This is a genomic window from Flavobacterium laiguense (assembly GCF_003097655.1).
GTDB lineage: Bacteria > Bacteroidota > Bacteroidia > Flavobacteriales > Flavobacteriaceae > Flavobacterium > Flavobacterium laiguense.
This window is the reverse complement of record NZ_QCZH01000005.1, coordinates 81,140-101,104: the sequence shown is the minus strand read 5'-3', so window position 1 is coordinate 101,104 and position 19,965 is coordinate 81,140. Positions and strand designations below refer to the sequence as shown.

Annotated in this window: 19 protein-coding genes; 2 read left to right on the top strand and 17 right to left on the bottom strand. The window is 34.7% G+C overall.

Annotated elements, in window-relative coordinates:
- Positions 1–298: 298 nt before the first annotated feature.
- Positions 299–502 (top strand): hypothetical protein, encoded by a 204-nt coding sequence (locus DB891_RS17955; protein WP_116761901.1) that lies wholly within the window; start codon positions 299–301, stop codon positions 500–502.
- Positions 503–1,325: 823 nt separating this feature from the next.
- On the opposite strand, the gene DB891_RS06850 is transcribed toward DB891_RS17955, so the two are convergent.
- The 10 genes from DB891_RS06850 to DB891_RS06800 form a co-directional block, all read right to left on the bottom strand.
- Positions 1,326–1,565 (bottom strand): hypothetical protein, encoded by a 240-nt coding sequence (locus DB891_RS06850; RefSeq protein ID WP_116761899.1) that lies wholly within the window; start codon positions 1,563–1,565, stop codon positions 1,326–1,328.
- A gap of 10 nt (positions 1,566–1,575) precedes the next feature.
- The gene (locus DB891_RS06845) at positions 1,576–1,971 is read right to left on the bottom strand and encodes a DUF5675 family protein (RefSeq protein WP_116761897.1); all 396 of its coding nucleotides are present in this window, start codon (positions 1,969–1,971) and stop codon (positions 1,576–1,578) included.
- Position 1,972: 1 nt separating this feature from the next.
- Positions 1,973–2,728 (bottom strand): hypothetical protein, encoded by a 756-nt coding sequence (locus tag DB891_RS06840; protein WP_116761896.1) that lies wholly within the window; start codon positions 2,726–2,728, stop codon positions 1,973–1,975.
- A gap of 475 nt (positions 2,729–3,203) precedes the next feature.
- The gene (locus tag DB891_RS17950; protein ID WP_189337114.1) at positions 3,204–3,302 is read right to left on the bottom strand and encodes an LCI fold-containing protein; all 99 of its coding nucleotides are present in this window, start codon (positions 3,300–3,302) and stop codon (positions 3,204–3,206) included.
- A 953-nt stretch (positions 3,303–4,255) separates the two neighbouring features.
- Positions 4,256–5,647, bottom strand: coding sequence for a UDP-glucose 6-dehydrogenase (locus DB891_RS06825; protein WP_116761892.1), 1,392 nt, complete (start codon positions 5,645–5,647; stop codon positions 4,256–4,258).
- 82 nt (positions 5,648–5,729) lie between these two features.
- Positions 5,730–6,716: an SDR family oxidoreductase gene (locus tag DB891_RS06820; RefSeq protein WP_116761890.1), complete on the bottom strand. Its 987-nt coding sequence runs from the start codon at positions 6,714–6,716 to the stop codon at positions 5,730–5,732.
- A 32-nt stretch (positions 6,717–6,748) separates the two neighbouring features.
- Positions 6,749–9,193 carry a polysaccharide biosynthesis tyrosine autokinase gene (locus DB891_RS06815; protein ID WP_116761888.1) on the bottom strand — a complete coding sequence of 815 codons (2,445 nt, stop codon included), beginning with the start codon at positions 9,191–9,193 and terminating at the stop codon, positions 6,749–6,751.
- A gap of 14 nt (positions 9,194–9,207) precedes the next feature.
- Positions 9,208–10,002, bottom strand: a complete 795-nt coding sequence (locus tag DB891_RS06810) for a polysaccharide biosynthesis/export family protein (protein ID WP_116761886.1) — start codon at positions 10,000–10,002, stop codon at positions 9,208–9,210.
- A gap of 69 nt (positions 10,003–10,071) precedes the next feature.
- A complete protein-coding gene (gene recR, locus DB891_RS06805) occupies positions 10,072–10,692 on the bottom strand; it encodes a recombination mediator RecR (protein WP_116761885.1) in 621 nt (206 codons plus the stop codon).
- Positions 10,693–10,871: 179 nt separating this feature from the next.
- Positions 10,872–11,240 (bottom strand): CoA-binding protein, encoded by a 369-nt coding sequence (locus tag DB891_RS06800; RefSeq protein ID WP_116761883.1) that lies wholly within the window; start codon positions 11,238–11,240, stop codon positions 10,872–10,874.
- A 251-nt stretch (positions 11,241–11,491) separates the two neighbouring features.
- On the opposite strand from DB891_RS06800, the gene DB891_RS06795 reads away from it, so the two are divergent.
- A complete protein-coding gene (locus DB891_RS06795) occupies positions 11,492–12,121 on the top strand; it encodes a MarC family NAAT transporter (RefSeq protein ID WP_116761881.1) in 630 nt (209 codons plus the stop codon).
- A gap of 83 nt (positions 12,122–12,204) precedes the next feature.
- On the opposite strand, the gene ctlX is transcribed toward DB891_RS06795, so the two are convergent.
- From ctlX to rplQ, 7 genes are all read right to left on the bottom strand, one after another.
- Positions 12,205–13,140: a citrulline utilization hydrolase CtlX gene (gene ctlX / locus DB891_RS06790; protein WP_116761879.1), complete on the bottom strand. Its 936-nt coding sequence runs from the start codon at positions 13,138–13,140 to the stop codon at positions 12,205–12,207.
- A 70-nt stretch (positions 13,141–13,210) separates the two neighbouring features.
- Positions 13,211–14,125, bottom strand: coding sequence for a dimethylarginine dimethylaminohydrolase family protein (locus tag DB891_RS06785; protein WP_116761877.1), 915 nt, complete (start codon positions 14,123–14,125; stop codon positions 13,211–13,213).
- 72 nt (positions 14,126–14,197) lie between these two features.
- Positions 14,198–15,472: a citrate synthase gene (locus DB891_RS06780; protein WP_116761875.1), complete on the bottom strand. Its 1,275-nt coding sequence runs from the start codon at positions 15,470–15,472 to the stop codon at positions 14,198–14,200.
- 154 nt (positions 15,473–15,626) lie between these two features.
- Positions 15,627–16,919: a phosphopyruvate hydratase gene (gene eno / locus DB891_RS06775; RefSeq protein ID WP_116761874.1), complete on the bottom strand. Its 1,293-nt coding sequence runs from the start codon at positions 16,917–16,919 to the stop codon at positions 15,627–15,629.
- A gap of 389 nt (positions 16,920–17,308) precedes the next feature.
- Entirely contained in the window at positions 17,309–18,412 is a 1,104-nt protein-coding gene (gene carA, locus DB891_RS06770; RefSeq protein WP_116761872.1) for a glutamine-hydrolyzing carbamoyl-phosphate synthase small subunit, read from the bottom strand.
- Between the two features lie 189 nt (positions 18,413–18,601).
- Positions 18,602–19,297, bottom strand: a complete 696-nt coding sequence (locus tag DB891_RS06765) for a hypothetical protein (RefSeq protein ID WP_116761870.1) — start codon at positions 19,295–19,297, stop codon at positions 18,602–18,604.
- Between the two features lie 151 nt (positions 19,298–19,448).
- Positions 19,449–19,937, bottom strand: a complete 489-nt coding sequence (gene rplQ, locus DB891_RS06760) for a 50S ribosomal protein L17 (protein WP_116761868.1) — start codon at positions 19,935–19,937, stop codon at positions 19,449–19,451.
- Between the last annotated feature and the right edge of the window lie 28 nt (positions 19,938–19,965).

Below are 19,965 nucleotides of genomic sequence, written 5' to 3'. Positions count from 1 at the left end.
ATCTAGGGGCATTTTTCATTAAATAAAGAATCTCAGGAAATAACAAACTTTAGCAACAACAAAAAATACAAGATAAAAAACACCAATACCTCCAAAACAGGTTTTAAATAATTGTTGAAATGTTAAATTTCTTCGGTACTGTGACGCGCATAGGGAAAGAAAGAAAATAAAAGCAATCAAATTTGTCTCAGTAAAAAAATACAATAGATACAAACTTAAACTACTTTCAAATGGCAGCCAAAATTATCAGTACAGAAGATCTGGTGTTTGCTTCAGATAGTGTATTAAAAACAAGAGTATGATAGCAGGAAACATTAGAGCATGTATTTATCCAAAAGATGTACAACGTATTACTGGTAAAACATACAGACAGGCAAGATTGTATTTAAATAAAATTAAAGACAACTTGAATAAAGAACCACATCAATTAATTTCAATCGAGGAATTTTGTTCATATTCAGGCCTCCAGTTAGAACATGTTTTGCGTTGTATAATCGGATAACCGTCCTCCTCTCACCCTTATAGTTGCCACACCTAAAACCACAATAAGGATTTGCGCGTTGGCCGCAGGGAGTGAACCAATGTCATTAAGTTAAGCTTTTTTATGAGCTTTTTCAGTACTTGGGAGCCTCGAGCGTTCTCGTATTATGTGATTCCTCCTCCGTCGGAATGACAAAACGGAACGAAGTAGGAATGTATTATGCACAAAGTTTGTCATCTCGACGCAGGAGAGAACACACAAGTAACTCGATAATCCAAGTAAAATCAGCAGTTTTTCTTTAACTTAATGACATTGGGAGTGACCCCGGAGTCGAGTGTGAAACACGAGCGGCTGGGGTCGCGATAGGAAAATCTGTCCGATGATTTTTGGTGTAAAAATATTCAGGCTTGATCTTTTGTTTCTTTTGCATCAAGGCAAATCGAAGATTCAGCGAACACCATTATAATAAAAATTACGTGAACTAAAAGAAAAAATCCCCCACAATATTGTCTTCCCGAGGAACGAGGGATCTCCTCAAGTAACTCGACAATCCTTGTCAAAATCAGTAGCAACAATAGAAATTATCTTAATCTAAAATACAATCTCTAAACAAAAAAAGCCCAATCCTTTCGGTTTGGGCTTAATTTAGTTCAACACTGAGTCATTACAACCCAACTAAAACTTCTTCTTGTGCTTCTTGACGATAAATTTGAGTACCATCGATAATACAAAACTGACTAGGGCTCCAATCGCAGCCAAAAAAACAGTTTTTAAAATATCCTCCGAATTCAAATTCGGTAATACACTCAAAAAAGTACCGCCGGCAGTACCAATTAATATTGGGTTACTGCTCGTCATCCTCAACTTTCTGAAGGCTCCCTTCGTTAAGGGTTGTAATCTGACTTACTGCCGATAGTACACCACCAGCCAAAGCCAAATACCCTCCAATGGAGACAACTACTATAGGCAAAGCAACTGGCGCAGCCAAAACAGTTCCGCCAACCGCGGCCAATGTCAATCCAATATTCCGAAGCACTTTGAAAAATTTTGGAGTGGGAGCTTTCGCTCTTTGTATTACATTCATAAATAATATTTTAAGATTGAACAATTAATGAAACCAAATCCTCGCGCTCCAAAGCTTTATAAACTAAACTTTTCAATTTGATAAAAGCTTGTCGCGATTCAAGACCTAAACCAGGTCCGGAGAGTTGCGTCACGGGAGCAATACAGCCATTCAATTCTTTCTTAGCATTATTAGCAGGATGAAACAAAATAAAACTTCTGTTTTCCACATCCACTACCTCAATATGCCATCGAAACTTCTTACTGTATCGCTTCCTCAACAAATACTTCCCCGTAGGAATACAGGAAACTCTTTTCTCATTATCGAACCATGGTAATTCAATGGTACAACAAATCAGTTTGCCCTCACATTCGAGTTTTCCGTTAGTTCCATCAGGAAAATAAGTTCTGGATAATATTAAATCCATCCTACAATCCGCTAACTTGTACCAATGCCAATGGATTGTAAGAACCATTTTTCAAAGGATACATTTTACCATTTACACCTTGATAAAACTCAACGCCCAAAGCCAAAAACAAAGGCTTTGTGCTTCCTGGGCTTACCTTATTCAAATGTTGAATGGCAACAGTCGGTGCGGAATCCCACGGCAGTACGGCGGTTTCAGAACCCGAGAAAACAAAAGTTTCTGCTTCAAAATCAATTTCAGCACCTCCTGAAATAATTTTAAAATGGGTAGTCCCTCCCGGAGCCGCAATCATATTTATGGGTATGAAAGATTCCAAAGCAACTGTGATTTCACCACTAACACGATCAATGCCTCCCACAAATGGAGCAAATAATGTCGTTCCCAATTTTCCGGTAATGTTAAAATCAAAACCCGTAAGCAATTCCGCTTCGCCATCGATTACATTTCGCAATCCACGATCATTGGTCAAATCCGCTTGGATAACTTTAATCATCGACTGGGTAAGTCGACTCACCATTCTATTGTCAGAAGCATTCAATAGTAAACTGCGCAAAGCCAAACGCAACGTTTTACCTGCCTTACCTGCCCTACCAAATTCAGAACCATTCTCACGCGTTCGCTGAAACGCAGGGTCGTTAGCTATTCTGTTGGCATCAATGCCACCTTTCTCACGGGCAATATACCCATCCTTTGATTTATAAAAAGTAATATCTCCGATAGTACCTTTCAATTTAATTATGCCTTTCTGCTTTGCCATAATAATTTAAAATTTAAGTTTAAAAATGATTGATCTACTCTTTCATCCTGAATATTCGTTGCAACTAAATCGGGAATGATCTGAGCAAAGATTTCATCATTTAAATCAAATTTCAAAGGGGCATGGTCAAAAACGGTAGTAAAAAGCCTATAACAACACTTTTTAGTCACTAAAAAACGTCAGTTCGAGTGTTTTTTGTGTAATGAAATGGAACAAAAAATGTATCGAGAACTAGTTTTTTGCACTGAATTTTCTAATTCTCGATACGTCTTTTTTAACCCAGATTGCAATGATAACGACTTTAGGCGGAATTCGTGAAATTTTTCAAGACAACGGAATTCGTGAAAATTCGTGAAATTCGTGTCCAAAACAGATATGAATCTTTTCAAACAGTCGCTTACTTAAGTTAGCAAATCTTTACCTAACGCCTTTCAAAAATCCGTTTTTATCCGCGTTTCGCCTTAGCGAACCCGTTTCATCCGCGTACTATTGACAATGCTTTTCTTGGTAAGCAACTCTTTCTCCAAGTCCCAAATACACTTTCTTGAAATCTGGATTTAAAATACCATAACACACAAAAATTTATAATGAAAAACTAATTACATTTTAGTATTTTTGCTATATATGAGAGAGGTAGTCAAAGCCGTACCCTAAGTATGGATAATGTATTAAAATTAGTAGTGTGATATCAGCAAACATCAGGGTATGTATTTATCCAAAAGATGTACAACGTATTACCGGTAAAACAGACAGGCAAGGTTGTATTTGAATAAAATTAAAGACAACTTGAATAAAGAACCACATCAATTAATTTCCATAGAGGAATTTTGTAGTTATTCAGGCCTTCAGTTAGAACATGTTTTACGTTGTATTATCGGATAGCATAAAGGACAATTAAAAAGTCTCACACACTTTCATAATGTAATAACACTGGTTCAATAAGCAGTTCATACATAAATCGCAACTAATTGATAACCAAAAATCAACAAATATTTTAGATTAAAACTATACTATCCCTATAATAAACCTAACGACTTATTTACTTAAAAAACAACTAAAGCTAAAATGTCAACGAGAGTAAATTCCACTCTTGTAATCAAAGTAAGTACCTGATTTCTAAAACGGATATAGCTGTAATGGACTTCTAATGCGAATCCTACCTAACTCCTTTCAAAATCTGTTTTTATCTGCGTATCGCTTTAGCGAATCCGTTTCATCTGCGTACCATTTTGACAATGCTCTTCTCGGTTAGCAACTCTTTGTTAAAGTCCTCAAATACACTTTCTTGAAATTAGAATTCAACCCAGAATCCGCATTAGACTTCGTAACGAAGCTGAATTATTCAATAAAAGTAAGTGCTTGATTTTGCAGAAGAAGTCAGATGCAGTAGATTTCTAATGCAGATTCTGAGTTTAAATAACAAACTGCATAAAAAAAGGGCTAAAAAATTAGCCCTTTCTCTTTTGAAGATTATAGTCGATTAGTGATGTTTTATTTTAAACGCCTTTTTATTATATTTTTAAACCATCAAGACCCAATAGCTTGGTAAACGAAACCAATTTTTTCGAGCTTTGTTTTATCAAGTATATTTCTCCCATCAAAAACAAAAGCTGGTTTTTGCATGCCATCGTAAATCTTTTGCCAATCATAGTTTACAAATTCATCCCATTCGGTAAGTACTGCAACGGCATGAGCTTTCTCACAAGACAAATAAGGATCGTCAAAAGTAAGTATACTATTGGCATTCTCTTCTGCAGTTCTGGTTTCTAAGTAATCCAAATCGGCAAGGATTTTTTTTCTGGACACTTTAGGGTCATATACTGCAATTTTTGCCTGTTCATTAACCAAATCATTGGCTACATATATCGCAGCCGACTCTCTCGTGTCATTGGTGTCTTTCTTGAAAGCCCAACCCAAAAATGCAATCTTTTTATCGGCAACCGTATTGTAAAGTGTTTGCACTATAGTATTGGAGAAACGTCGCTTTTGGTGGTCGTTCATAATAATGACCTGTTCCCAATAATCGGCTACTTCATTCAACCCGTATGATTTTGCGATATAAACCAAATTCAAAATGTCTTTTTGAAAACAAGAGCCTCCAAATCCTACTGAAGCCTTAAGGAATTTAGACCCAATTCGGCTGTCCATTCCTATGGCTTTGGCCACTTCATTGACATCGGCACCTGTTTTTTCACAAAGCTCAGACATGGCGTTTATAGACGAAATTCTTTGGGCTAAAAATGCATTGGCCGTCAATTTGGACAATTCCGATGACCATACATTGGTGGTGAGTATTTTCTCTGGACTCACCCAATTCGAATACACATCTACCAAGGCTTGAATCGCTTTTTGCCCCTCTACAGAAGGATCTCCCCCTATCAATATTCGATCTGGACTCAATAAATCCTGAACTGCAGTACCTTCGGCCAAAAACTCCGGATTCGACAATATCTGAAATTGAACTCCATTCCCGGTAGTATCAAGAATGCTTTTTATAGCCTCAGCGGTACGCACTGGCAAGGTGGATTTCTCAACAACAATTTTATTCGCTTTGGATACTTTGGCAATTTGCCTGGCACATAATTCAATATACTTCAAATCGGCTGCCATTCCTTTTCCTTTTCCGTAGGTTTTAGTGGGCGTATTTACCGATATAAAAATGATTTGAGCTTCATCTATTGCCTTATCCACTTCGGTGGAAAAAAACAGGTTTCTCCCTCTCGCTTCCGCTACAATAGCATCTAAACCCGGTTCATAAATTGGAATATTATCCGTGTTTTCATCATTCCATGCTAAAATTCTTTCTGCATTCAAATCGACAACCGTAACTTGAATGTGAGGGCATTTTTGTGCAATAACGGCCATCGTTGGCCCTCCAACATATCCTGCTCCAATGCAACAAATTTTTGTAATTTTCATATCGCTATTCTATTTTCTCTTTTCTCTCTATTCTATTCTCTCTATTCTATTCTGAAATCTTTTTTCTAAAATCTAAAATCTACTATCTCCTTAAATTCTCCCAATACCAACCTACCGCTTCTTTCAATCCCTCTTGCAAGGAGTACTTAGGATTGTATCCCAACATCGTTTTGGCTTTATCAATACTGGCCAACGAATGAGGAATATCACCCGCTCTGTTAGGCCCGTATTCAATTGCTACTTCTGCAATCTTTGGATCATATTCCGCTAAAAATGTTTTTAAATAACCGATTAAATCATTTAAGGTATTGCGATCTCCATAAGCAGTATTGTAAACCGTATTTACCGCTTCTGGATTTTCAGTAGTCATCGCCAACTCATTCATCTGAATTACGTTATCGATATACGTAAAATCACGCGAATAATTCCCATCACCATTTATTCTTGGGCTCTCCTGTTGCATCAATTGCATCACAAACTTCGGAATAACTGCCGCATAAGCCCCGTTTGGATCTTGTTTGCGTCCAAATACATTAAAATAACGCAACCCGATAGTCTCTAATCCATAAGTTCTACTGAAAATTTCCGCATACAACTCGTTTACGTATTTTGTAATCGCATAAGGCGAAAGAGGCTTTCCTATAACGTCTTCTACTTTGGGCAATCCCACAGAATCTCCATAAGTTGAAGAACTGGCCGCATACACAAATCGCTTTACATTGGCGTCTCTTGCAGCTACCAACATATTCAAAAAACCAGAAACATTGACATCGTTTGTGGTAACTGGATCGTTAATCGATCTCGGTACAGAACCCAATGCCGCTTGATGCAACACGTAATCTATTCCTTGTACCGCTTGCTTACAAGCTTCTGCGTTTCGTATATCACCTTCAATCAAACTGAAATTTTCATTGTTCATGAAATCCTTCAAATTATGACGATGACCCGTAGCAAAATTATCCAAACAAACTACTTTATAATTTTTGGATAAAAAATACTCACACAGATTAGATCCTATAAATCCTGCACCTCCGGTAATTAATATTGCCTTTTTATTATTTTCTATCATTCCCAATTCATTTAAAACAGCCTATGCAGCTATTATTTTCTAAAGATTTTTTCAATAATACTCTTTTTCTTTTCACCTTCATGGTAACCACTTGAATAATTCCCGCTACCGTAACCATAACCGTAACCATAACCTCCTCCATACTTGGCTTTATTTTCAAAACCATTCAAAATAATACTGGCGTTCTGAAGTTCTCCCCGATCCACTCTATTATTCAACAAAGTTATCATTCCCTTTTTAGTAAAATTTTGTCGCACAATATACAAAGTAACGTCACAATATTGGGCCAATTCCAGAGAATCTGCCACCAAACCTACCGGAGGTGTATCCAAAATAATATAATCGTACTTTTCTTTTAGTTCATCCATTAACTCTTTCATTGTTTCGCCCAAGATCAACTCCGACGGATTAGGCGGTATTGGCCCCGAAAGAATAACATCCAGAAAAGGGACAGCCGTAGGATTAATGATCTCATCTAACCTTTTTTGTTTGATAAGATAATTCACAACTCCTAAATCATTTGACAAGTCAAACTCTTTAAACAATTTAGGTTTTCTTAAGTCCAAACCAACAACAACAGTCTTTTTCTCGCTTAAAGCAAAAACTGTAGCGATATTAATAGAACAAAATGTTTTCCCCTCCCCACTCACAGAAGAGGTTATCATCAATGTTTTTGCTCCAGCTACATTATTTTTTTTATATAAAAATTGAAGCGAAGAACGAATTGATCTAAAGGATTCCGACAATGCCGATTTAGGTTTTTCAAAAACAGCTAAATCATTATGATCCGTATTTATGCCAACAATTCCAATCAAAGGAATACCGCTATGACTATCGATATCCTCTGGATTCTGAATAGAAGTATTGACAAATAAAGTACCGACTATTACAAGCAAAGGAAGAAGCAATCCAAGAAATAAGGCCAATACATAATTCACTCCCGTCTTCGGACCAATAAGTCCTCCCCCGATGTCTTTTGCCGGATCTATAAAATGGATATCCGATAAATTGGCCGCTTTTACAATATCGGCTTCACTTCTTTTTTGAAGAAACGTACTGTAAATATTGTCATTTAGGTCGTATTTTCTTTTGATTTTTATCAATTCCTGTTGATCATCCGGCAGACGCTTAATCTTGCTTTCCGTTTGATTAATTTTACTTTCTACTGTAGCCAAATCATATTGCAAAGCAGCTTTTGCGGTAGTTATATTTTCTAATAAAACATTCTTCACCGCTTCCATTTGATTGTCAAAATCCCTAAATATTTTTTCGCTTTTTACGGCATAAGCCATTTCCGATCTTTGGGTAGAAAGTGCTATTAATTTAGACACATTGACAACAATATTAGGATCCTCAATTCCTGCCACAGATGGCGCAGGTAATTTTGAATAATCTACACTGTTTCTTAAATAGGATTTTAAAGAATTACAATAGTTTATTTTTCTGTTTACAGCATCTTTCTCTATATCAAAATCAAGAATCTTATCCGAAAACTTGGCTCCTCCCCCTTCTTCAACATCATAGATATTTTTGTCTTTTCTAAACGATTTTAGCTCATCACCTGTTTCTTTTAGCTGAAATTCCATTGCCACAAGCGTACTGTCAATAAAATTAATGGTATTCGTGGCAAATTGATTTTTACTGTCTAATTGTCTTTTGATCAACATCTTTACAGTCGAATTAAGATATTCGACCATTCGGGCCTTATTGGTACCTTGCAATCCCAAAGTAATTATAGACCCGCCTTTGTCATCTGATCTAACATTTATATTTCTATAATTGGAAACAGTACCGTCAAAATCATTAAATCGAACAAAGTATTCATTTCCCTTATACAAACCGGGATTGTCTTTAATTTGCAATTTCCAATTCAAAAAAGGCAAAGAAACAAGCTCTCCTACCTTATATTTTTTTACATATTCGCCCTCAACAACGGCAGTATTACTGTAACTATTATCAGAATAATGAATCAATGACGCTGAAGTTCCCTCAAAAGGGATTCGCAATTCGTATATATTTTCACTTATAAATTTAATTCCGATACCGTTTCCGATTACCTGCCCTTGCTTTTTATCAATATCCACATAAAATGGAACGGCTCCGTATGCATCTGTAAGATTGTATTTCCCCTGTACCAAATAATCAATATAAAACTGCAATTTATCAACAACCAACTCATTATGGGAACGAGATTGCAAAGTGGTCGAAATAGTCTGAATTTGATCTGAAGCACCACCCCAATTAAAAACCAAGCTTGTATTTGAAGTAAAAAGCGGATTGGTTTCTTCTTTTACCGAAATTAGGGTTTCAATTCCGTAAATCTTTTCTTTGCGTATATTAACCTGATACGCAATCATTAGTGTTATAAATACGGATCCCAAAAACCATTTCCAATAACTTAATATCTTTATCAAAAACCCCTTAAAATCAAAACTGGAGTTATTTTCAAAAACAGTAAAATCTTTAATATCTAACATCTTTTGAAATTGATTTAATTTTTAAGCAATAAATAAGTAGTTGTAAATAAAGACAATAGTGTAATTAAGGTTGTCAAAGATTGTATTCCGGTACTACCGGTTCCCCATGTTTTTTGTTTGAGCGGTTTTACATATATATAATCGTTGGGCTGCAAAAAGTAATACGGAGAATTCATCACGTTGATATTTGTCAGGTCCAGATCTTTCATCTCGGTTCCATTCGGGGTCTGTCTAATTATGGTTACCGCTTTTCTATCTCCTGTAGTGGTGATATCTCCAGCATTTGCGATAGCTTCCATCACATTTACTTTCTCCTGAAATAATGTTTTGGTACCCGTACTACCCACTTCCCCATTTATGGTATATCGAAATCCAGCTAATTTAACTACCACAAAAATACTGGCATTTTCTTTGAAATAGTCTGCCAATAATTGCTTTTCTATGTTAATCCGTACTTCCTCCAGAGTAAATCCCATTACATTCATCTCACCCAAAACTGGAATTCGAATATTCCCATGATCATCAACCGTAAAACCATCAAAATACAAACTGGACTCCGATTGTTCTGTTGACAGCTCATTAGTGGCACTAGGGTTAAAAATAGCCACTAGTTTGGGATCTAATGCTTTAATGGTAATACTCAAAACATCATGGGTTTGCAAACGATAGGGCTTAGACTCTACTATAGCAATCGTATGTTCACTTAAAGGATCGCCTTTTTTTTGAAGGTACACCAAATCCTTTACCGGAATACAGGAAGTAAACAATACACTGATAAGCAATAATATGTAGATTAAACGCTTGTTCATTTGCAATTATTTAATAACAAATATAAGCTTTCAATTACTATTTAGAAAACATTATACTTAATAAACTGCTTAATTGGATTTTAAAGATTTTTCAAACGGCACTCTTTGCAATATACTTCTGCCTAGAGTTACTTCATCTGCGTATTCTAATTCATCTCCAACTGCTATTCCTCTGGCAATTGTTGAAACAATAATGGATAAATCCGCGATTTGCTTGTAGATATAAAAGTTGGTTGTATCTCCTTCCATTGTTGAGCTTAGCGCAAATATTATTTCACTGACCTGACCCAACTTGACTTTCTCCACCAATGAATTAATAGTAAGCTGGCTAGGCCCAACCCCATCAATAGGTGAAATTTTACCACCCAAAACATGGTAAATCCCTCTAAATTGACCTGTATTTTCGATAGCCATTACATCCCGAATATCTTCGACTACACAAATAATTTGGTGGTTTCTTTTTTCATTGGCACAAATTTCACAAACTTCACTGTCGGATATATTATGGCAACTGTTACAATATTTGATTTCCTCCCGCATCGTTACCAATGCTTGAGCAAGAAAAGCAGCTTGTTCTTTGGGTTGTTTTAAAATATGCAAAACCAATCTCAAAGCGGTTCTTTTACCAATCCCTGGCAATTGAGACATTTCATTAACTGCTTTCTCTATTAATTTTGAAGAAAATTCCAAAGGCTAAAGGATTTAAAATTTTTGATTAACGATTTTTGACCCGAACGAAGTGAACTGGCGAAGCATCTCAAAAGTGGTAAATAAAAAGTAAATTAGCAAAAAACAGGCGATTTTAAATTACGTTCCACTACATCTTAAATCAAAAATCGTTAATCTTAAATCAAAAAACTTTTACTAAATCAATACTTATTCAAAGTCAACAAAGTCACTGTACATGCCTCTTCAACCTTTATATTATTTAATTGCAACAATTGATAAAACTCTGGATTCTCAGTCCCAGGGTTAAAGATCACACGCTTGGGTTTTGCTTCTACAATATAATTATAATAATCCCTTTGACGTGATTGATTTATATATAAGCTTACCGTATCTATGTTTTTTATTGGAATCGCCTTAGTTTTAATTTTTACTCCTGCTACTTCCCCCATATTTTGTCCTAAAGCAAGAACAGAATGTCCTTTATCTACCAACATCTCAATAGCTTTAAAAGCTGCTTTTTCTGGTTTTGTAGTCGCTCCAAGAACTAAGGTTTTTTTATTTTTTGTCATTTTATATCAATATATAATGCAAAAGTAATCAAAAAGGATCAAGCACTTGCTATATATTAGCTGATACCCTGTGTTATTTTGATTTACCTACACCAATATCCTTTTACGACGAATAGGCCTTAGCCAACATCTCTCCCAAACAAAAGGATCTATTTTTGCATTAAATTTATAACAGATAAAACAAAAACCTAACAATAGTTTAAAATCATTAATTCAAAAATGTGTATTTTTACAATAAAAACAAAAACTGCATGGATTTATTTATCTACTTATTTGCCGCATTATTCTCCGTATTAAATCCTATTGGAACAGTCCCGATATTTGTTGGTTTGACACATGGCGACTCTAAACAAGAATGCTCCAGAATCTCTTTATGGACCGCCATAAATGTATTTGCCATTCTAATCATTTCCTTTTTTGCGGGACAATATGTTTTAAGTTTTTTTGGCATTAGTATTGATTCTTTACGAATTGCCGGAGGTTTAATTATTGTAAGCTCAGGATTCTCCTTACTTTCCGGTAAATTCAACAAAAAAAGAGGGATTAATAAAAAGATTGAAACCGATGCCCAAAAAAGAAATGACATTGCGCTAACCCCTCTAGCAATTCCAATGTTGGCTGGTCCCGGTTCTATTTCTTTGCTTATTGCCTTCTATCAAGAACACAATTCCACAAATGAACTCATTATAGCATCGTTGGCCATTTTTGCCATTGCCGCAGTTATCTTTATAATCCTTAGAAGCGCCCATTATCTTGCCAGAATCCTTGGAGCTTCTGGAATAGTAGCCATTTCTAGAATTGTTGGATTTATCGTTATCGCCATAGGAATTCAATACATCATCAGTGCAATTACCAATATAATTAAAGCGAATTTGGCATAAGTCCAGAAATCTTCAATAAAAAAATCCAAATTCCAATTGCTTGTATTAATTGGAATTTGGATTTTTTTATAAAATTAGATTTTTTATTCTCTGGGCAAAAAAATCTCCGCCATCATGCATCGGGCACTTCCGCCACCACAGGCTTCAATCGTATCCAAACTTGAACTTAATATCGTAACATGCTCTTCCAGTTGTGCTATTTGCTTTTTAGTCAAACTTTGATAAGCCGAGTCACTCATTACTAAATACCTTCTATCGTCAGTTCCTTTTAGCTCTAGCATGTTTCCGGCAAAATTATTCACTTGCTCCTCTGTAATCAGAATCACTTGTTTATCATCTCCCTTTAAACTGTCAAGAACCATTTTTCGTTCTTTTTTATCATCAATACAATCGGCACAAATAACGGCAAAAGTCTCTCCCAAGCACATCATTACATTGGTATGATAAATCAACTTTCGTTCTTTATTGACCGTTTGAAAAGCTTCGAAAATTACAGGTGTAAATTCAAAATCCTCGCAAAACTCAATAAACAACTCTTCATCGGCTCTAGGGGAAAGGGCACAATATGCTTTTCCATTTTCTCTGTCTAAAACCAAACTTCCTGTTCCTTCCAAGAAAAAACCATCTTCTTCTGCCGAGGTATAATCCATGATATTATGAATTACAAATCCCTTCTCCTCTAGCGTATCCAAAATATCTTCACGACGTTCCAGACGGCGATTCTCTGCAAACATGGGATATAATGCAACATCCCCATTTCCATGAAAAGAAATCCAATTGTTAGGAAAAATACTGTCTGGCGTATCTGAATTTTCCTTGTCATCGACTATAGTCACATCAACCCCAACCGCACGAAGCTTTTCTACAAAAACATCAAATTCCTGTTGTGCTTTTGCATTTACAGTTGCAGGCAAAAGTCCGTCTAAAACTTTTTGATAATAATTATTGACCGCTGTTTGCTCATTCATTCGAAACGCAACTGGTCGAATCATCAATATGGAGTTTGTTGTTTGTTTCATATTTTTTTTAGTTTAAAGTTTAACGCTTCAGGTTTCAAGTTAGGAAACTTTAAACCTGAAACAAAATTTATTATTCTCTTATTAATGGCAAAGTAGAACAACGTAACAAACCCTCTTGTTTGGCAATCTCCGCATAGGGGATTTCTTCCACAATAAAGCCATTCGTTCTCAACCAGTTGTTTAATCGCGTAAAATTCTTTTCAGAAACCACCACATTCGAATCTATAGAAAACACATTCGAATTCATATTGTACATTTCGTCTCTGGTAATATGAAACAAATTTTCTTTGCCAAATAAATTCACCAGAAACATATAGTCCGCTTCCTCTCTAAATCCGCTCTTGTAAATAATCCCTTTATCATTTCCTACTGGCTGAAAACAACAGTCCAGATGCAAGGCATTGTCACGTGCATCGATTTTTGATTTAACCAAATCAAATTCTTTCACAATTTTATTAGGGAACAGTTCTTTTATAAATTGAACACCTTGCCAATTGGTTCTGGCCGTTATATAATCTTTGTAATCACTTCCCTTATAGGTACCTATAAAAACATAATCATTCCAAAGCATCACATCGCCTCCTTCTATATGCACTTCTTCGGGCGGACGAATTACTTTTAAGGGATCAATCTGATCAATTATATATTGAATAGCATCTAATTCCCGTTCTCTATCCGGCAAAATATTAGATTTAACAAAAACATCATCTATTACAAAACCGATATCTCTTGTGAAAATCTGATTGTAATTTTCTATCATTTGCGGACGCAAAACGGTTACTCCATATTTTTCAAATATCGAATTGAAACCTTCCATTTCGGCAACCATATCAGATTCGATTGGGTAGGTATTGGCTAAAATATGCTCTAATGATTTAGGATCATAGGCTTCTTCTGCTTTTGGTGTTGGCCCGTTGCTAACGGCAGAACCCAACACGACAACTCGCAATCTTGAAGTTTCATTTTTTATATTTAATTCCAGCATTTTTTCAACTTTCGTCAAAGATAAAAAAAAAGCTTCACCAAATAGTGAAGCTTTATTAATCTAAAAAAAGTTTTATGACTTAGGATATTCGCGCAAAGGATGACCTACATATATTTGTCTTGGTCGTCCTATTGGCTCTTTATTCTCTCTCATTTCTTTCCATTGTGCAATCCAACCCGGTAATCTACCTATTGCAAACATAACTGTAAACATATCAGTAGGAATCCCTAATGCTCTGTAAATAATACCCGAATAGAAATCAACATTTGGGTACAACTTTCTAGAAACAAAATATTCATCAACAAGAGCCGCTTCTTCAAGCTTTTTGGCTATAGCCAAAATTGGATCATCAACACCCAATGTATTTAAAACTTCATCTGCTGCTTTTTTAATTATTCTTGCTCTAGGATCAAAATTTTTATACACTCTATGTCCAAAACCCATCAATCTAAAAGGATCGTTTTTGTCTTTAGCTTTGGCCATGTATTTATCAGCATCACCACCACTTTTATGTATTTCCTCAAGCATTTCAAGAACCGCTTGATTAGCACCACCGTGTAATGGCCCCCATAAGGCAGACACTCCAGCCGATATGGAAGCAAAAAGCCCCGCATGCGACGAACCTACCATTCTAACAGTAGATGTAGAGCAGTTTTGCTCATGATCAGCATGAAGAATAAATAATTTATCTAAGGCATCTATAACAATAGGGTTTGCTGCATAAGGACCTGTAGGCAACTTAAACATCAAATTCATAAAGTTCTCTACATAACCAATTGTATTATCGTAATAATTCAAAGGATACCCCATGCTTTTTCTATAGGTCCAAGTTGCAATCACTAAAAATTTACCCATAGTTTTACAAACTGCATCGTACATTTCTCTCTCGTTCTCGGCATTAACCGACTTTGGATTAAACGCAGTCAATGCACTTGTCAAAGCAGACAATACTCCCATTGGATGAGCAGTTTTAGGAAAACCATCAATGATGTTTTTCATCTCCTCATTTACCAATGTGAATTTTCTAATATCATTTTCAAATTGAGTCAATCGTTCAGCAGAAGGTAACTCTCCAAATATTATCAAATAAGATACTTCTAAAAAATGTGATTTATCTGCTAATTCTTCAATTGAATACCCTCTATATCTTAAAATACCTAGTTCACCATCCAAAAAAGTGATTTCACTTTTACAAGCACCAGAATTTTTATAACCTGGATCAAGGGTAATTACTCCTGATACATCTCTTAATTTACTAATATCTATGGCTATTTCGTTTTCACTTCCTTGTATTACAGGGAATTCAAATGTTTTACCGTCAATTTCTAATGTGGCTATTTTTGACATAATATGTTTTGGAATATACTTTTAAATTATAATTTCCAAATCTAAGGAATTCCGTATCAATTTAAAAATTAAAACGGCAATGAATTTGTTAAAAATTCAATAAAAAAGCCATTCACTTGGGATGAATGGCTTCTTAAAATTTATTCGATTCTAATTATTTTATTTTGAAAGCATTTTTACCTGGAAAATAAGCAGAACTTCCCAACTCTTCTTCTATTCTCAACAATTGATTGTATTTTGCCATACGATCTGATCTAGAAGCAGAACCAGTCTTGATTTGACCACAGTTCAAGGCTACTGCTAAGTCTGCAATCGTGTTGTCTTCTGTTTCGCCTGAACGATGAGACATTACCGAAGTATATCCAGCGTTTTTCGCCATGTTTACCGCTGCAATTGTTTCTGTCAAAGTTCCAATTTGGTTTACTTTAATAAGGATTGAATTAGCAATTCCTTTTTGAATACCAGTAGACAAACGCTCTACATTAGTAACGAACAAATCATCTCCAACCAACTGAACTTTATCTCCAATTTTTTCTGTCAATAATTTCCATCCATCCCAGTCATTTTCGTCCATTCCATCTTCGATAGAAATAATTGGATATTTAGCTACTAATTCAGCTAAATAATCAACTTGCTCAGCAGAAGTTCTCACTTTTCCTGTTTCTCCTTCGAATTTAGAATAATCGTATTTTCCGTTTACATAAAATTCTGCCGAAGCACAATCTAAAGCAATCATAATTTCGTCACCAAAAGTATATCCAGCAGTTTCTACCGCTAATTTGATAGTATCTAAAGCATCTTCAGTTCCACCAGCTAAATTAGGCGCAAAACCACCTTCATCACCTACAGCAGTACTTAAACCTCTATCGTGCAATACTTTTTTCAAACTGTGAAAGATCTCAGTTCCCATTTGCATTGAATGAGAAAATGAAGTCGCTTTTACAGGGAAAATCATAAATTCTTGAAAAGCAATCGGAGCATCAGAATGTGACCCGCCATTGATGATATTCATCATAGGAACTGGCAAAGTATTCGCTGAAACACCACCAACATATCTGTACAGAGGAAGACCTAACTCATTTGCAGCTGCTTTTGCAACAGCAAGAGAAACACCAAGAATAGCATTGGCCCCTAAATTTGATTTATTTGGCGTACCATCTAAATCAATCATCATTTGATCGATCAAATTTTGTTCGAAAATTGATGTTCCAATTAATTCTTCAGCAATTTTAAAATTAACATTTTCAACAGCTTTCAAAACTCCTTTTCCTAAAAATGCTTTACCACCATCACGCAATTCAACGGCTTCATGTTCTCCAGTTGAAGCTCCAGACGGAACTGCTGCCCTACCTAAAATTCCATTATCCGTAATTACATCAACCTCAATAGTAGGATTTCCTCTTGAATCAAAAATTTGTCTTGCGTGAATTTTTATAATAATGCTCATTAGTTTAACTTTTATAGTTGTTATTAATTTTGAAATACAAATATATTATATCTAAACAAATGATTTTATAAAATTAAATGAATCTTATTAACGATAACGTTGTAAATTAGATTAGAACCTGTTTTAATCACAACATACATGTAAGTAATAATCCCCAAAAATATTTTTTTGACACGAATTTCACAGATTACCATAAATTTGTTCAATAGAACAATTAAAAAACCAACGATACTATAATTAAATTTATATCATCTACACCAATGTCGTTAAGCAAAAGATTTAAAAATAAACATAAAAGAACCTTAATTTTCAATTATTTGAATTCGGATTTCTGTGTCAAAATCATAAAAAAACCGATTCAACAAAAGATCGAATCGGTTTTCTAAAAGCTATTTATTTTTTATATTCTCAATAAATTGATCAAAAAGATAAGAAGAGTCGTGTGGACCAGGACTCGCTTCTGGATGATACTGTACTGAAAAACAGTTTTTATTCTTCATGCGCATACCTGCTACAGTTCCATCGTTAAGATGAAGATGCGTAATTTCTAGATCTGGATGATTATCTAATTCTTCTTTATTCACAGCAAAACCATGATTTTGAGAAGTAATCTCACCTTTTCCAGTAATTATATTTTTTACAGGATGATTAATTCCTCTATGTCCATTAAACATTTTATAGGTAGAAACTCCATTTGCCAACGCAATTACTTGATGTCCTAAACAGATTCCAAATAAAGGATTATTATTAGCCAGAATATCTTTAGCTACTTGAATGGCACTCTCTAATGGATCTGGATCTCCAGGACCATTTGACAAGAAATAACCATCTGGATTGAAAGCAGCCAAATCTTGATAAGTAGAATCAAAAGGAAAAACTTTTATGTAACAATCTCTTTTGGCAAGATTACGAAGTATATTTTCTTTAATTCCTAAATCTAGAGCAGCTATTTTGTAGGTTGCATTTTCATCTCCATAAAAATACGGCTCGGCAGTAGAAACTTTAGAAGCCAATTCCAATCCTTTCATATCGGGCACTTCAGACAACAACGCTTTCAAATCTTCTACAGATGTATCATCCGTACAAATAACGGCATTCATAGCTCCATTGTCACGAATATAGCTTACCAAAGCACGTGTATCTACATCGGAAATACAAATTAAATTTTGTTTGGTAAAATAATCTTCTAAACTTCCTGATGAATCTTCACGAGAGTAATTAAAACTGAAATTTTTACATACCAGCCCAGCAATTTTAATGCTGTTCGATTCTACTTCTTTGTCATTAACCCCATAATTCCCGATGTGAGCATTTGTCGCAACCATCAATTGACCAAAATAAGAAGGATCAGTAAAAATCTCTTGATACCCTGTCATTCCGGTATTAAAACAAACTTCTCCAAAAGTCTTCCCGCTAATTCCAATAGATTTTCCGTGAAAAATTGTTCCATCACTTAGTAGAAGTATGGCAGCCTTCTTGTTTGAGTATTTCATTTTTATTATTATTGTGTTGTGTTTCGTATTTGGCTACAAATTTAATTTAATTTATAATGCAGAAAAAGTTTAATTTAAACAAAAGCTAAAGGTTTAGTTTGTAAAAAATATCTCCTACCTTACAAACATAGAAGTTATGCATTGTTTTAAACAAATAAATATCGTTTAACTAAATTAGTCTTAAATGAATCATATAGAATCATAATACTTTAAAATTTTACATACATCCTCTTCACTACTAAAGGAAAGTTTATTTACATTAACATATTCCTTTACAGCTTCTTTTTTATCATTTAATTCATGGAGAATGTCATTTTTACTAAGTCTTATTTTAATTTCTTCACCTTTTACTGATAAGTAATAGGTAACATTTTGACCGTATTCAGCTGCAGCTATATTCTCTAGTGTCAACGGATCATGTATTGCTTTTTTTGTAATAATTGAAAAATATTTAAACAATTTAAGTTTTTCAGAATTATACATCTCAAGAGACAAGCCTTTCCATTTACCGTCACTATTAACTCTATATTTGTTATTCTCACTTATTACATATTCAATTTGGTTCAGGTCATATTGAAAAACAGTATCTTTTGAAATAAAAGATTCTAACGTTTGAGTCAACAAATTATAATTCAAGTTAAAGAGTTGCTTTATCTCTCCATTTTTTGTCAAAACGTTATATATACCATTAAAATTCGAAAACAAATAAACATTTCCTTTAGTTGTGCTTTCATTAGGTGGATTATGATAATAAAAACCAGACGTTCTTAAATGCCCATCAATCGCTATATCAAACTTAGGCGATGTATCATTATTAGCAGAATTTTGACTGTTGGCATTCAAAAAAATAAAAAAGCAAAGGGGTAAAAAAAATAGACTTCTCATATTGATGTTGTTTTTTATATTGAACAATAAAAATAAGAAAAATAATCGTTTTTTAAAGTACTACATAAGAAAATATATTATTTACATCAAAAAAAAAGGATAAACTATAAATAGTTTATCCTTTAATATTATTGAATGATTATTTTCATAATTATTCAGCAGCTTCAGTTGTAGTTTCAGCATCAGCAGCTGGAGCTTCAGTAGCTTCATCCGCTTTTTTAGCTTTTCCACCACGACGGCTTTTTGCTTTTTTAACTTCTTTTTTACCTCCGTTGTAAAGTTCATTGAAATCTACCAATTCGATCATTGCCATATCAGCATTATCTCCTAAACGATTTCCAACTTTAATGATACGAGTGTATCCACCTGGACGGTCACCTACTTTAGCAGCTACATCCCTGAACAAGTCAGTTACTGCATATTTGCTACGTAAGTAAGCAAAAACGATACGACGATTGTGAGTTGTATCTTCTTTTGATTTTGTTATAAGCGGCTCAACGAATTGTTTAAGCGCTTTAGCCTTAGCAACAGTAGTGTTAATACGTTTGTGCTCGATAAGAGAACAAGCCATATTAGCTAACATAGATTTTCTATGCGCAGTCTGTCTGCTTAAGTGATTGAATTTTTTTCCGTGTCTCATTGCTATGTAAATTTAACCCCCACTTTTA

What these genes read in the sequence shown, in the direction of transcription:
- DB891_RS06800 (WP_116761883.1), bottom strand. Translation starts at nt 11,240, where the DNA reads ATGACAAAAAATAAAAAAACCTTAGTTCTTGGAGCGACTACAAAACCA.
- DB891_RS06820 (WP_116761890.1), bottom strand. Translation starts at nt 6,716, where the DNA reads ATGATAGAAAATAATAAAAAGGCAATATTAATTACCGGAGGTGCAGGA.
- carA (WP_116761872.1), bottom strand. Translation starts at nt 18,412, where the DNA reads ATGAAATACTCAAACAAGAAGGCTGCCATACTTCTACTAAGTGATGGA.
- DB891_RS06780 (WP_116761875.1), bottom strand. Translation starts at nt 15,472, where the DNA reads ATGTCAAAAATAGCCACATTAGAAATTGACGGTAAAACATTTGAATTC.
- DB891_RS06840 (WP_116761896.1), bottom strand. Translation starts at nt 2,728, where the DNA reads ATGGCAAAGCAGAAAGGCATAATTAAATTGAAAGGTACTATCGGAGAT.
- DB891_RS06825 (WP_116761892.1), bottom strand. Translation starts at nt 5,647, where the DNA reads ATGAAAATTACAAAAATTTGTTGCATTGGAGCAGGATATGTTGGAGGG.
- DB891_RS06845 (WP_116761897.1), bottom strand. Translation starts at nt 1,971, where the DNA reads ATGGATTTAATATTATCCAGAACTTATTTTCCTGATGGAACTAACGGA.
- DB891_RS06810 (WP_116761886.1), bottom strand. Translation starts at nt 10,002, where the DNA reads ATGAACAAGCGTTTAATCTACATATTATTGCTTATCAGTGTATTGTTT.
- rplQ (WP_116761868.1), bottom strand. Translation starts at nt 19,937, where the DNA reads ATGAGACACGGAAAAAAATTCAATCACTTAAGCAGACAGACTGCGCAT.
- DB891_RS06785 (WP_116761877.1), bottom strand. Translation starts at nt 14,125, where the DNA reads ATGCTGGAATTAAATATAAAAAATGAAACTTCAAGATTGCGAGTTGTC.
- DB891_RS17955 (WP_116761901.1), top strand. Translation starts at nt 299, where the DNA reads ATGATAGCAGGAAACATTAGAGCATGTATTTATCCAAAAGATGTACAA.
- DB891_RS06765 (WP_116761870.1), bottom strand. Translation starts at nt 19,297, where the DNA reads ATGAGAAGTCTATTTTTTTTACCCCTTTGCTTTTTTATTTTTTTGAAT.
- eno (WP_116761874.1), bottom strand. Translation starts at nt 16,919, where the DNA reads ATGAGCATTATTATAAAAATTCACGCAAGACAAATTTTTGATTCAAGA.
- DB891_RS06815 (WP_116761888.1), bottom strand. Translation starts at nt 9,193, where the DNA reads ATGTTAGATATTAAAGATTTTACTGTTTTTGAAAATAACTCCAGTTTT.
- DB891_RS06850 (WP_116761899.1), bottom strand. Translation starts at nt 1,565, where the DNA reads ATGAATGTAATACAAAGAGCGAAAGCTCCCACTCCAAAATTTTTCAAA.
- DB891_RS06795 (WP_116761881.1), top strand. Translation starts at nt 11,492, where the DNA reads ATGGATTTATTTATCTACTTATTTGCCGCATTATTCTCCGTATTAAAT.
- ctlX (WP_116761879.1), bottom strand. Translation starts at nt 13,140, where the DNA reads ATGAAACAAACAACAAACTCCATATTGATGATTCGACCAGTTGCGTTT.